The following is a 12,993-nucleotide window of genomic DNA, read 5'->3' as shown; positions in this document are numbered from 1 at the left end:
GAGCCTAACAATTTCCGGACCGGAGCGGGAGGGGCCACGACCGGCTCCCACCGGCCGATTCCCGGTACGGATGCCCGGTCACGGCGTCGAGTATGCGCTCGAACGGATTACTTGGCGGGGGCGCAGCCGAGCAGTTCGGCGGCGGTGGCCCGGGCCGTGGTGCGCAGCGTGACCACCTCGTCGTAGTGCGATCCGGCGGCCGGGATCGGGAAGTCGTGCAGCCCCACCACACCGCCGTCCTCGGACTGCGCGCGGACGGTGCAGACGCCCGCCGTGCCGTCCTCCTTGACCACCGAGAGCTGCACCTGCATCGCCTCGGCGGAGACCACCTGGAAGCCGGGCATCAGACCGTTCATCACCGAGCCCTTGGCGACGTAGCTGACGCCCAGCCAGCCGACCAGCGCCAGGCCGAGCACGCCGCAGACCAGACCGGCGATCCGCAGCCGGCGGTCCGCCTCACGGTCGCCGCGCTTGCCGTAGCGGGCGGGGGCGACGGTCGTACGTCCGGAGTCCATGGTCGGCTCAGTCCTTTCGACGAGGGGCTGACGGTCCAGCGGGGGAATGGACGGGCCCTCCGGTCAGTCACTATAGGAGGGCAGTATCCGCGCCGGACGAGGCGGGGGACCGGCCCGAGGATGATTCCCGGAAGGAACCAGGCGTTGACTGAGCAGTTGCGACTGATGGCGGTACACGCGCACCCGGACGACGAGTCCAGCAAGGGCGCCGCCACCATGGCCATGTACGTCTCACAGGGGGTGGACGTGCTGGTCGCCACCTGCACCGGCGGTGAGCGTGGCTCGATTCTCAACCCCAAGCTCCAGGGCGACCCCTGGGTCGAGGAGAACATCCACGAGGTCCGCCGGAAGGAGATGGACGCAGCCCGCGAGATCCTGGGCGTCAAGCAGGCCTGGCTCGGCTTCGTCGACTCCGGTCTGCCGGAGGGCGACCCGCTGCCGCCGCTGCCCGAGGGCTGTTTCGCGCTCAAGGAGGTGGCCGAGGCGGCCGCCCCGCTGGTGAAGCTGATCCGCGAGTTCCGGCCGCACGTGATCACCACGTACGACGAGAACGGCGGCTACCCGCACCCCGACCACATCATGACCCACAAGATCACCATGGCCGCCTTCGACGCCGCCGGTGACCCGGACGCGTACCCCGAGGCCGGTGCGCCCTGGCAGCCGTCCAAGGTCTACTACAACCACGGCTTCCCGATGGGCCGGATCCGGGCCATGCACGCGTACCTGCTGGAGAACGAGCTCGAGTCGCCCTACGGCGAGTGGATCGAGGGGTGGGAGAAGAGCGGCCGCGAGGAGCGCGAGATCACCACCCGGGTGGTCTGCGACGACTGGTTCGAGACCCGGGACCGCGCGCTGATCGCGCACGCCACCCAGATCGACCCGGACGGCCCGTGGTTCCGGATCCCGCTGGAGGTCCAGCGGAAGGTCTGGCCGACCGAGGACTACGAACTGGTCCGCTCGCTGGTCGACACCGACCTCCCCGAGAACGACCTGTTCGCGGGCCTGCGCGCCCCCGTCGCCGCCGCCTGACCCCCCGACACGCCCCACCCCGGTGACCCGGCCTGCGGAGGGCCGGGTCACCATGGGAGACATGAGCACCCCGATGCACCTCACCACTCTCGCCGCCGAGACCTACGACAAGGCCAAGGTGACCCCCGGCCTGCTCGGCTTCGTGGTCTTCGCCGCCCTCGGCGTTGCCACCTGGTTCCTGGTCAAGTCGATGAACAAGCAGTTCGGCCGGGTGAACTTCACCGAGGAGCCGGAACAGCCCAAGGACTGACACCGTCCCGGCGCACCCATGCGCAAGGATGGGGTCATGCCGAACCGTCTCGCGGACGCGACCTCGCCGTACCTGCAGCAGCACGCCGACAACCCGGTGGACTGGTGGCCCTGGGGGCCGGCGGCCTTCGAGGAGGCGGCGCGGCGCGGGGTGCCGGTGCTGCTGAGTGTTGGCTATGCGGCGTGTCACTGGTGTCACGTGATGGCGCACGAGTCCTTCGAGGACGAGGCGATCGCCGCGTACGCCAATGAGCACTTCGTCGCGGTGAAGGTGGACCGCGAGGAGCGGCCCGACGTCGACGCGGTGTACATGGAGGCGGTGCAGGCGGCGACCGGGCAGGGCGGGTGGCCGATGACGGTGTTCCTGACGCCCGAGAAGGACCCGTTCTACTTCGGGACGTACTTCCCGCCCGTGCCCCGGCACGGCATGCCCGGGTTCCGGCAGGTGCTGGAGGGGGTCAGTGCCGCGTGGCGGGACCGCCGGGACGAGGTGGGGGAGGTGGCCGAGCGGATCAGGGTCGATCTGGCCGAGCGGGCCTCGGTGTACGGGGTCGGCGGTGGGACCCATCAGGTGCCCGGTACCGAGGAGCTGGCCAAGGCTGCGGCGGAGCTCGGCCGGAGTTACGACGCCGAGCGGGGCGGCTTCGGCGGGGCGCCGAAGTTCCCGCCGTCGATGGCGGTGGAGTTCCTGCTCAGGCACCACGCGCGCACCGGTTCGGCCGAGGCGCTGGAGATGGCCAGGCACACCTGTGAGGCGATGGCCAGGGGCGGGATCTACGACCAGCTGGGCGGCGGCTTCGCCCGGTACGCGGTGGACGCCGACTGGGTGGTGCCGCACTTCGAGAAGATGCTCTACGACAACGCCCTGCTGCTCCGGGTCTACCTGCACCTGTGGCGGGCCACCGGCGAGGAGCTGCCGCGCCGGATCGCGCTGGAGACCGCCGACTTCCTGCTCGCCGAACTCCGCACCCCCGAGGGCGGGTTCGCCTCCGCGCTGGACGCGGACAGCCTCGACCCGGCGACCGGGAAGTCCGCCGAGGGCGCGTACTACGCCTGGACCCCGGCGCAGCTGGCCGAGGTGCTGGGTGCCGAGGACGGCGTGCTGGCCACCGGGCTGTTCGAGGTGACCGGCACCTTCGAGCACGGCTCCTCGGTCCTCCAGCTGCTCGACGACCCGGAGGACCAGGAGGCGTACCGGCGGATCAGGGCCCGGCTGCTGACGGCACGCGCGACCCGGCCCGCCCCGGCCAGGGACGACAAGGTGGTGGCCGCCTGGAACGGTCTGGCGATCGCCGCGCTGGCCGAGACCGGCGCGCTGCTGGAGCGGCCCGACCTGGTGGAGGCCGCCGTCCGGGCCGCCGACCTGCTGCTCGCGGTCCACCTGACCGAGGACGGCCGCCTGCTGCGCACCTCCCGCGACGGCCGGGCCGGGGGCAACGCCGGTGTGCTGGAGGACTACGCGGACACCGCCGAGGGCTTCCTCGCGCTGTACGCCGTCACCGGCGACGCCGAGTGGCTCGGACTGGCCGGCGGTCTGCTCGACACCGTGCTGAGTCACTTTGTCGACACCGCGTCAGGTGCCCTGTACGACACGGCGGACGACGCCGAGCAGCTGATCCGCCGCCCGCAGGACCCGACCGACAACGCCACCCCCTCGGGTTGGACCGCCGCCGCGCAGGCCCTGCTCACGTACGCCGCCTACACCGGCTCCGAGCGCCACCGCACCGCCGCCGAACGGGCGTTGGGGATCGTCGGCGCCCTGGGCAGCCGGGCGCCCCGGTTCATCGGTTGGGGGCTGGCCGCCGCCGAGGCGCTGGCCGACGGGCCGCGCGAGGTCGCCGTGATCGGCCGGGCCGGGGCCCCCGGGACCGCGCTGCTGCACCGGACCGCTCTGCTCGGCACCGCGCCGGGGGCCGTGGTGGCGGTCGGCGAGCCGGGCTCGGCGGAGGTTCCGCTGCTGGTGGACCGGCCGTTGCTGGACGGTGAGCCGGCCGCGTACGTCTGCCACCACTTCAGCTGCGACGCCCCGACGGCGGACCCGACGGAGCTGGCCGGGAAGCTCGGTGGGCGGGTCGGAAATCTCGGTGCGTGACCGTCCGGTGGTCGGAGACAATGCGCCATGACCTGGACCCTCAGCTCCTCCCTGGACGACTTCCGCGCACAGGCCGGTGACTTCCTCGCCGCCCACCCGGCCGAGAACACCGTGCTGCTCACCCTGGTGCACAACCTCACCGTCGGCGGCCCGCACACCTTCGGCCCGGACGATCCGCAGTACGGCTGGTGGCGCCCCGCGCCGGACGCCCCGGTCGTCGGTGCGTTCGTGCGGACGCCGCCGTACCCGCTCAGGCTCAGCCTGATGCCGGAGCGGGCGGCCACCGAGCTGGCGCTCGCGCTGGCCGGGGTGGAGCTGACGGCGGTGGCCGGCGGGGTGGCCCCGGCGCACGCCTTCGTGGCGGCGCGGGAGGGGGAGTGGACGGTCACCTCCAACGAACGGCTTTACCGGCTGGGCGAGTTGACTGATCCGTCGCCGCTGCCCGACGGGAAGGTCCGGCCCGCCACGGCGGAGGACGTGGACCTGCTGGTGGAGTGGTTCGGGGCCTTCGTCGCCGAAGCGGAGCTGGCCGTCCCCGGCGAGAACCACCGGCCCACGGTCGAACGCCGGACCGCCGACGGGCACCTGCACCTCTGGGAGCACGAGGGCAGGCCGGTCTCGTTCGCGGGCGTCAGCCCCGTGATCGCCGGGATGTCGCGGATCGGGCCGGTCTACACGCCGCCCGAGCACCGGGGGCGGGGGTACGCGAGCGGAGTGGTGGCGGCGGGGTCGGCCCACGCACTGGCGGCCGGCGCGGCGGAGGTGCTGCTCTACACGGACCTCGCCAACCCGACCAGCAACTCGATCTACCAGAAGCTGGGCTACCGGGCCGTCGAGGACTGCGTCAGCCTGAGCTCCGGGAGCTGAAACCCGGATGATCGCCGGAAGCGGTCAGCGCTAGGATCCGGGGCCATGACAAGACGCGGCCTGACCCTGACTTTCGCGATATCCCTGGCCGTGCTGCCGGGTGTCGGTACGGCCCGCGCGGAGGTCTGCACGTCGATGCCGTCCGGTACCTACCGGACCGACGGCGTGTACGGCCAGATCCCCCAGGTGAAGCTGGGTGGCTCGCGCACGATCGACAACGTGCTGCAGCTCGACGCCCCCGACCAGGCCTCCGCCGTGTTCCAACTGCAGATCGTCTCCGTGCAGCAGCAGACCCCCGGGCCGTCGCCGTCTGCGCGGCTGAGCGTGGACGGCGGCCCGGCGCACGGCTTCTCGTTCACCTGGCAGCCGCCCCGGATGGCGGGGACGCTCGGCAGCTGGATCTCCAACGAGGTCCAGTTCGGCGGGCTGTCGCAGGGAAGGCACGTGCTGCACGAGACCCTGTCGATGCCCGTCGGCAGCCCGAACGGCGTGTACGAGCTCGGCGCGATGGTCGCCCTGGGCCCGTGCTCCAGGATCACGCCGACCAAGCTGGGCGGGGTGAGCTTCTCGTTCACCGGCGGGGCTCCGGCCACGGCGCCCGGTCCGGCCACCGGTGGTACGACCTCCAAGCCCACCGCTCGGGCCACGGCGACCGCGACGCCGGCACCGAGCCGGAAGCCGACGGCGAGCCCGACCCCTGAGCCGAGCCCGAGCACTGACGCGCCGTCACCCTCGCCCACGCCGAGTGCCGACCCGACCCCGACCGCTGAGCCCAGCCCCACGCCGAGCCCGACTCCGACCTCCAGCCCGAGCCCGAGCGCTGTTGCCCTGGCGGTCACCCCCGTGTCCCACAGCAGCTCCGGCCTGCCGTGGGCGCTGGGGGCGCTGGGGGCACTGGTCGCGGGGGTCGGCCTGGCGGTCGGTGCTGTGGTCGTACGCAGCCGTCGGCGCACCCCGGACAGCGTCTAGTCCCAGTCCCAGCGGATGCCCAGCAGACACGGCGTCAGGGCGCTGGCCACCAGGTGCACGCAGTGGTGCCCGTCGAGGGTCAACTCCTCGGTCTCGTACGGGTCGCCGCCCGGGCTGCGGGAGGTGAAGCGGTGACAGCGGACCGGGAGGGCGTCCGGGTGGAAGGTGACCTGGAGGACGTACTGCCCGGCGCCCGCGTTGAACCCGCGCACGTACTCGCAGCTGGGCCCGGCGGCGGGGGCGTCGTCGAAGCCGTAGCCGAGCAGGTGGGTGTCGCCGGTGCGTAGGCGGCGGTCCAACAGGAGCTCGGCGACCAGCAGTTCGGCATCGGGGTCGCGGCGGATCCGGCCGGGGCGGCAGTTCTCCTCGGCGCGGACCGTGACCCGGGAGATGTCGCAGCCGGGGTCGCCCTGGTAGAGCGCCAGGTACCGGTCGATGCCGTCCCGGTGGGCGCGGAGGGCGTGTTGGGAGTCGCGGCGGACCATCTGCCGGTCGGCGTCGATCCGGATCCGTTCGATGTGGGTGACGGTGTGCAGGCCGGTGTCCGGTGGGCCGGCGATGGTGGCGAGCAGGCCGTCCACCGCGGCGGCGGGGCCGATCAGGTCGCGGTACGGCCGGGTGGCCGGTGAGGCCGGGCCCGCGGGGGCCTGCCGGGGGCCGAGCAGCCGGGTGAGGGAGTGCTCGGGGAGCTCGAGCACCTCTTCCAACACCCGTACCGCACGCAGGGATTCGGCCCGCTCGGGGCGGCGGCGCCCCTGCTGCCAGTAGCTCAGACTGGTGACGCCGACCTGGACGCCGCGTTGGGCGAGGTGCTGCCGGAGCCGGTTCAGGGCGAGTCCGCGCGCGCTGATGGCGGCGCGCAGCGCGAGGTGGAACGGCCCGGTCCGGAGGACCGCCGCCAGCTCGGGCTGGACGGTCTGCTGCATGGCCGGCTCCCGTCTGCCTGGTTGACCGTGAATATTCACATGTACGCGGCGAGTTGTCACCCGTCGGGACGGATTCCCGGCCTCCGAAAGGGAGTTCCGTTCACACCCCGGGCGGTCCCGTTCACACCCGGCCAGGGCGGCCGATCAGGTGCGTTGACCGGATCACGCCACGGCTCGATGCTCTGTCCACCGCGTCCGGACGCGTCCCCCACATCCCCTCTCCTGCGGACTCGCAAGGAGGAGAAGCCCATGCCAACTTCCCGGATACGCCTGCGTCGGGCGGTCGCCGCACTCGCGCTCGGCGTCCTCGCTCCGGCTCTCACGGTGGCCACCGCCGCCCCTGCACCCGCCGCCACCATCCCCCACGCGCAGCCGACCCCGGTCACCCCGGGCGCCGTCTCGACCCTGGCGGCGCGCAAGCTCAACATCACGATGCAGTCGCAGCAGCAGACCAACTGGTGCTGGGCGGCGAGCGGCAACACCATCGCCACCTGGTTCGGCTACAGCTACAGCCAGAACCAGTTCTGCAACGTGGCCTTCAACCGCTCGGTGAACTCGACCTGCCCCAACAACCAGGCCACGCTGGGCAACGTGCAGACCGCGCTGAACTGGATCGGCATCAACTCCGGTTCTTACGTCACCGGTTACCTGCGCAACAGCACCGTGCAGACCGAGATCGACGCCAACCGGCCGATCGAGACCCGGATCCAGTGGAGCTCCGGCGGCGGCCACATGCACGTGATCTACGGCTACGACACCGGCAACAACTGGGTGTACTGGGGCGACCCGTGGCCCTCGAACAACCGCTACAACTGGGCCGACTACTCGTACTACGTGAGCAACAGCTCGTTCTCCTGGACCCACTCCCTCTACCGGATCGGTGCGTGAGGAGATGACCGACATGCGTAGGCACACCCACCGCCTCGCGGCCGTCACCGCGCTGGCCGCCACCCTCGGCCTGGCCCTCGCTCTCCCCGCCCAGGCAGCGGAGGGCGGCGCCCCGGCCGCGCCGGCTCCGGTCGCCCCGGCCGAGCTGAGCGCGGCCCGCAGCGCGGCCGGATCCCCGGCGGTGCTGGAGCAGTTGGGCCGGTTCTTCGCCCGGAAGGGCGTGCCGCCGACGAAGTCGCTCAACCTCGCCCCGGCCGACGAGGCCCGGGCCGCCGCACAGGCCGCACCCCGGCTGACCGGTGACACCGTGCCGGTCTACACCCTGGACGCGGCGTTCGTGGCGGGCACGGCCGGAGCGGCCGTGGCCAAGGCGGAGTTCGTGGCCAGCAAGGTGGTCGCGGCCGACGGGCAGACCGCCTCGGTCTGGACCGTCCGGCAGGACGGCGGCTGGCGGGTGGTCAACATCGCCACCGGCGGCGACGAGACCGACTACGCGGCGCAGGCCGCAGGCACCGGCGGCGGCACGGTCTTCCGGGAGCCGCAGCTGAACGCCTGGTACGTGCTGCGGGACGGCAGGGTGCTGCCGCTGGACGAGGACGCGGTCGGGTCCGTGGGCTCGGCCGGGGTCAGCCTGGCCGGGTACCAGCAGCTGGTGCACCAGCGGTACGGCGACAAGCTGCCCGGTTCGGCGTACGACCGGGCGGGCAAGGGCGGTGGTTACGAGGTGGCCGCCCCGGCTGCGGAGGCGGACGGGCTGCCGCCGCTGACGGCGGGGGTGGCGGGTGCGGCCCTGCTGGCCACCGCCATGACCGGGGTCGGCCTGGCAGTCCGCCGCCGTAGGCAGGACGGCTGACCGAGCGGGACCGGGAGGGCGGCGCGGGCAATCCCCGGGCCGCCCTTCCGTGTACCTCCGGTGCGCACCGACCCTGTGATTTGACGAACCGTTGCCCCTTCGTTTGCCCGGTCGCCAGGCCGGTATGTCACCGTGTGTGCTGTTGAGTACCCGGCGGGTGGCTGGAGGGGGAGCGATGGCGGCGCGGGAAGTGCGGGTGGAGAGCGCGCTGGTGGCCGTGGCCGCCGCGCTCGCGGTGGTGGTGGCGTACGTGGCCGGTGGCCCGCGGACGGTCTGGATCGTCTCGGCGGCCGAGGTCGCGCTGGTCATGATGGACGTGGCCCGCCGGTTCCGGGTGCGTACCCAGGACCGGCCCGGGCCACCGGAGCCGGAGGCCGCGCACTGCGAACGGTGCCGGCGTGCCAGGGAGCGGCTCGACGCCGGCTCAGCCGGTAACGCTGTAGGCCACCAGTGAGATGCCGACGTACTGGGCGATGAACGCCCCCAGGGTGAAGGCGTGGAAGACCTCGTGGAAGCCGAACCAGTCCGGTGACGGGTTCGGCTTCTTCAGCCCGTAGACCACTCCGCCCGCGCTGTAGAGCAGACCGCCGACGATCAGCAGGGTGACCACCGCCGCGCCGCCGGCCCGCAGGAACTCGGGCAGGAAGAACACCGCCGCCCAGCCGAGCGCCAGGTAGCAGGGCGTGTAGAGCCAGCGCGGCGCCCCGACCCAGAACACCCGGAACGCGATCCCGGCCAGCGCTCCGCCCCAGACCAGCCAGAGCAGCAGCTCCCGCTGGGTGCCCTCCAGCAACAGGATGGTGAACGGGGTGTACGAGCCCGCGATGATCAGGAAGATGTTCGCGTGGTCGAGCCGGCGCAGGATCGCGTCGCCGCGCGGCCCCCAGGTGAAGCGGTGGTACACCGCGCTGACCCCGAACAGCAGCCAGGCGCTGACCGAGTAGACCGCGCAGGCGATCCGGGCCTCGGTGGAGCCGGCCAGGCAGATCAGCACTATCCCGGCGGCGAGCGACGCGGGGAACATTCCCGCGTGCAGCCACCCGCGCCACTTGGGCTTGAGCTCGACCAATGCGTCCGTCATGGCCGACATGTTACCTACGGTCCCGTAGGTTACTGAAACGTAGGTAGTGACGATCGCCACTCTTGGACGTTATGGAGTATTGGATCGACGCCATCGGGGGGTCCGAGTCGGACTCCGGAGCCTTGTTACCGGCTGGTACTTCGCCAAGAAGGCGCAAAACTTCAGCCGAAATCGCCATCTTGCCGTGTTCGAGGCTTGAGGCCGGAGCTACGGTGTAACCACCCTCAACCCCCCGCGACGCCGTCTCCTAGCCGAGATGGCGTGAAACGGAGCGATCGTGTCGTACGAGAACTCTGCTCTCAGCGCATCCGCGCCCACCCGCCACAAGCGTCTGCTGGCCTGGGTGAGCGAGATCGCGGAGCTGACCCAGCCGGACCGCATCGAGTGGTGTGACGGTTCGGAGGAGGAGTACCAGCGCCTCGCCGATCTGCTGGTCGCCCAGGGCACCTTCAAGAAGCTCAACCCTTCGAAGCGGCCGAACTCCTACTACGCCGCCTCCGACCCGTCCGACGTGGCGCGGGTCGAGGACCGGACCTTCATCTGCTCCGAGCAGGAGAAGGACGCGGGCCCGACCAACCACTGGAAGGCCCCCGCCGAGATGCGGGAGATCTTCACCGGCACGGACGGCCTGTTCAAGGGCGCGATGAAGGGCCGCACGATGTACGTCGTGCCGTTCTCGATGGGCCCGGTCGGCTCGCCGCTGGCGGCGTACGGCGTGGAGATCACCGACTCCGCCTACGTCGCGGTCTCGATGCGCGTGATGACCCGGATGGGTCAGGCCGTGCTCGACCAGCTCGGTGAGGACGGCGAGTTCGTCAAGGCCGTGCACACCGTCGGCGCGCCGCTGGCGGAGGGTCAGGCGGACGTGCCGTGGCCCTGCAACACCACCAAGTACATCTCGCACTACCCGGAGACCCGGGAGATCTGGTCCTTCGGCTCGGGCTACGGCGGCAACGCCCTGCTCGGCAAGAAGTGCTACGCGCTCCGGATCGCCTCCACGATGGCCCGGGACGAGGGCTGGCTGGCCGAGCACATGCTCGTCCTCAAGCTCACCCCGCCCAGCGGTGCCGAGCCCAAGTACATCGCCGCCGCCTTCCCGTCCGCCTGTGGCAAGACCAACCTGGCGATGCTCCAGCCGACCATCCCGGGCTGGAAGGTCGAGACCATCGGCGACGACATCGCCTGGATGCGGTTCGGCGCCGACGGGCAGCTCCGCGCGATCAACCCGGAGGCCGGCTTCTTCGGCGTCGCCCCCGGCACCGGTGTGGACACCAACGCCAACGCGATCGACACCCTCTGGGGCAACACGGTCTTCACCAACGTCGCGCTGACCGACGACGGTGACGTCTGGTGGGAGGGCCTCACCGAGGAGCCCCCGGCGCACCTGACCGACTGGCGCGGCAACGACTGGACCCCCGAGTCCGGCACCCCCGCCGCCCACCCCAACGCGCGGTTCGCCGTCCCGGCCGCGCAGTGCCCGACCATCGCGCCCGAGTGGGAGGACCCGGCGGGCGTGCCGATCTCGGCCATCCTGTTCGGCGGCCGCCGGGCCACCGCCGTCCCGCTGGTGACCGAGTCCTTCGACTGGCAGCACGGTGTGTTCCTGGGCGCCAACATCGCCTCCGAGAAGACCGCCGCCGCCGAGGGCACCGTGGGCGAGCTGCGCCGCGACCCGTTCGCGATGCTGCCGTTCTGCGGCTACAACATGGGCGACTACTTCGGCCACTGGCTGAAGCTCGGCGCGCAGGCCGACCAGGCCAAGCTGCCGAAGATCTACTACGTCAACTGGTTCCGCAAGAACGCGGCCGGCGACTTCGTCTGGCCGGGCTACGGCGAGAACAGCCGGGTGCTGAAGTGGATCGTCGAGCGCCTGGAGGGCATCGGCGCCGGCGTCGAGACCCCGATCGGCGTGCTGCCGACCGTCGAGGGCTTCGACCTCAAGGGCCTGGACATCCCGCAGCAGGACCTCGACCTGCTCTTCACGGTGGATGCCGACATCTGGCGCCAGGAGGCCGCCCTGGTGCCGGCCCACCTGGAGCTGTTCGGCGAGCACACCCCCAAGGCACTCTGGGACGAGTACGAGGCGCTGGTGCAGCGCCTCGGCTGACGCGGCAGAGACGGCTACGGCCGGAGCCTCGGCCGGACGATCCTCCCCCGACCAAGAGGGGATCGTCCGGATCGGGACTCCGGCCGTAGCCGTCCGCCGACCAGGGCCGGCCGTAGCCGTACGGGATCAGGGCTGGACGTAGCCGGACAGGAAGTCGCCGATCCGGGTGACCGCGTCCGTGATCTCCTCCGCCCGGGGCAGCGTGACCAGCCGGAAGTGGTCCGGCTCGGGCCAGTTGAAGCCGGTGCCCTGGACGATCAGGATGCGCTGGGACCGCAGCAGGTCCAGCACCATCTGCGCGTCGTCCTTGATCTTGTAGACCTGCGGGTCCAGCCTCGGGAAGGCGTACAGCGCGCCCTTCGGCTTCACACAGCTCACGCCAGGGATCTCGTTCAGCAGCTTGTAGGCCGCGTCCCGCGACTCCAGCAGCCGGCCGCCCGGCAGGATCAGCTCCTTGATCGACTGCCGGCCGCCGAGCGCCGCCGCCACCGCGTGCTGGGCGGGCATGTTGGCGCACAGCCGCATGCTGGCCAGCACGGTCAGGCCCTCGATGTAGCTGCGGGCCCGCGTCCGGTCGCCGGAGAGCACCATCCAGCCGGAGCGGAAGCCCGCCACCCGGTACGACTTGGACATGCCGTTGAAGGTGACGCAGAACAGGTCGGGCGCCAGGGTGGCGAGCGGGACGTGCACCGCGTCGTCGTAGAGGATCTTGTCGTAGATCTCGTCCGCGTAGATCACCAGCTTGTGGCGGCGGGCGATCTCGACGATGCCCTCCAGAACCTCCAGCGGGTAGACCGCGCCGGTCGGGTTGTTCGGGTTGATCACCACGATCGCCCTGGTCCGGTCGGTGACCTTGGCCTCGATGTCCGCCAGGTCCGGGTACCACTCCGACTGCTCGTCGCAGCGGTAGTGCACCGCGGTACCGCCGGACAGGCTGACCGAGGCAGTCCACAGCGGGTAGTCCGGCGCAGGGACGAGCACCTCGTCGCCGTCGTCCAGCAGCGCGGTCATCGCCAGCTGGATCAACTCGGACACCCCGTTGCCGAGGAACACGTCCTCGACCGTGAGGCCGTGCAGGCCGCGCTCCTCGTAGTGCATCACCACCGCCCGGCGGGCGGAGAGCAGACCCTTGGAGTCGCCGTAGCCGTGCGCGGCGGAGAGGTTCTTCAGGATGTCCTGGAGGATCTCCGGAGGCGCGTCGAAGCCGAAGACGGCGGGGTTGCCGGTGTTCAGCTTGAGGATGCGATGCCCCTGGTCCTCCAGTCGCATCGCCTCATCGAGCACCGGGCCGCGGATGTCGTAACAGACATTGGCAAGCTTGCTGGACTGGATGACCTGCATGCCTCGTAATGCTACGGGGGGTCGTCTCCGATCATCGCGTGCTCTTGGACACAACATCAGGTCGGTCTGGCAGGCT

Annotated in this window: 13 protein-coding genes; 9 read left to right on the top strand and 4 right to left on the bottom strand. The window is 71.4% G+C overall.

Features of this window, described 5'->3' with window-relative positions; all coding sequences use genetic code 11:
• Positions 1 to 107: 107 nt before the first annotated feature.
• Positions 108 to 515 carry a DUF4307 domain-containing protein gene (locus ACKUU6_RS13225; protein ID WP_407988707.1) on the bottom strand — a complete coding sequence of 136 codons (408 nt, stop codon included), beginning with the start codon at positions 513 to 515 and terminating at the stop codon, positions 108 to 110.
• 144 nt (positions 516 to 659) lie between these two features.
• Here ACKUU6_RS13225 and mca point away from each other — a divergent pair, with 144 nt between their 5' ends.
• The 5 genes from mca to ACKUU6_RS13200 are packed head-to-tail and all read left to right on the top strand — an operon-like array spanning position 660 to position 5,721.
• Positions 660 to 1,544 carry a mycothiol conjugate amidase Mca gene (gene mca / locus ACKUU6_RS13220; RefSeq protein WP_407988706.1) on the top strand — a complete coding sequence of 295 codons (885 nt, stop codon included), beginning with the start codon at positions 660 to 662 and terminating at the stop codon, positions 1,542 to 1,544.
• Between the two features lie 52 nt (positions 1,545 to 1,596).
• Positions 1,597 to 1,794, top strand: a complete 198-nt coding sequence (locus tag ACKUU6_RS13215; protein ID WP_407988705.1) for a hypothetical protein — start codon at positions 1,597 to 1,599, stop codon at positions 1,792 to 1,794.
• A 36-nt stretch (positions 1,795 to 1,830) separates the two neighbouring features.
• Entirely contained in the window at positions 1,831 to 3,885 is a 2,055-nt protein-coding gene (locus tag ACKUU6_RS13210) for a thioredoxin domain-containing protein (protein WP_407988704.1), read from the top strand.
• A 27-nt stretch (positions 3,886 to 3,912) separates the two neighbouring features.
• Positions 3,913 to 4,752: a GNAT family N-acetyltransferase gene (locus ACKUU6_RS13205; RefSeq protein WP_407988703.1), complete on the top strand. Its 840-nt coding sequence runs from the start codon at positions 3,913 to 3,915 to the stop codon at positions 4,750 to 4,752.
• 45 nt (positions 4,753 to 4,797) lie between these two features.
• Entirely contained in the window at positions 4,798 to 5,721 is a 924-nt protein-coding gene (locus ACKUU6_RS13200) for a hypothetical protein (RefSeq protein WP_407988702.1), read from the top strand.
• Here the strand turns inward: ACKUU6_RS13200 and ACKUU6_RS13195 are convergent.
• Positions 5,718 to 6,647, bottom strand: coding sequence for a hypothetical protein (locus ACKUU6_RS13195; RefSeq protein WP_407988701.1), 930 nt, complete (start codon positions 6,645 to 6,647; stop codon positions 5,718 to 5,720). The two genes, ACKUU6_RS13200 and ACKUU6_RS13195, sit on opposite strands and share 4 nt — an antisense overlap.
• 249 nt (positions 6,648 to 6,896) lie before the next feature.
• Between ACKUU6_RS13195 and ACKUU6_RS13190 the strand changes: the two genes are divergently transcribed.
• The 3 genes from ACKUU6_RS13190 to ACKUU6_RS13180 all read left to right on the top strand — a co-directional run bounded on the left by ACKUU6_RS13190 (position 6,897) and on the right by ACKUU6_RS13180 (position 8,842).
• Complete coding sequence (locus tag ACKUU6_RS13190) at positions 6,897 to 7,535, top strand: papain-like cysteine protease family protein (RefSeq protein WP_407988700.1); 639 nt, start codon at positions 6,897 to 6,899, stop codon at positions 7,533 to 7,535.
• A gap of 13 nt (positions 7,536 to 7,548) precedes the next feature.
• Positions 7,549 to 8,388, top strand: a complete 840-nt coding sequence (locus ACKUU6_RS13185) for a hypothetical protein (RefSeq protein WP_407988699.1) — start codon at positions 7,549 to 7,551, stop codon at positions 8,386 to 8,388.
• A gap of 175 nt (positions 8,389 to 8,563) precedes the next feature.
• Positions 8,564 to 8,842: a hypothetical protein gene (locus ACKUU6_RS13180; RefSeq protein WP_407988698.1), complete on the top strand. Its 279-nt coding sequence runs from the start codon at positions 8,564 to 8,566 to the stop codon at positions 8,840 to 8,842.
• Here the strand turns inward: ACKUU6_RS13180 and trhA are convergent.
• On the bottom strand, positions 8,813 to 9,478 hold the full coding sequence (gene trhA, locus ACKUU6_RS13175) for a PAQR family membrane homeostasis protein TrhA (protein WP_407988697.1): 666 nt from the start codon (positions 9,476 to 9,478) through the stop codon (positions 8,813 to 8,815). The genes ACKUU6_RS13180 and trhA overlap by 30 nt on opposite strands.
• A gap of 268 nt (positions 9,479 to 9,746) precedes the next feature.
• On the opposite strand from trhA, the gene ACKUU6_RS13170 reads away from it, so the two are divergent.
• Positions 9,747 to 11,576, top strand: coding sequence for a phosphoenolpyruvate carboxykinase (GTP) (locus ACKUU6_RS13170; RefSeq protein ID WP_407988696.1), 1,830 nt, complete (start codon positions 9,747 to 9,749; stop codon positions 11,574 to 11,576).
• Positions 11,577 to 11,702: 126 nt separating this feature from the next.
• Here the strand turns inward: ACKUU6_RS13170 and ACKUU6_RS13165 are convergent, their stop codons facing one another.
• Positions 11,703 to 12,917 (bottom strand): pyridoxal phosphate-dependent aminotransferase, encoded by a 1,215-nt coding sequence (locus ACKUU6_RS13165; protein WP_407988695.1) that lies wholly within the window; start codon positions 12,915 to 12,917, stop codon positions 11,703 to 11,705.
• Positions 12,918 to 12,993: the final 76 nt, after the last annotated feature.

The sequence above is a fragment of the Kitasatospora sp. CMC57 genome (assembly GCF_045866025.2).
Lineage (GTDB): Bacteria > Actinomycetota > Actinomycetes > Streptomycetales > Streptomycetaceae > Kitasatospora.
Note: the sequence above shows the minus strand (reverse complement) of the source record. Positions and strands in the feature narration are given on the sequence as shown.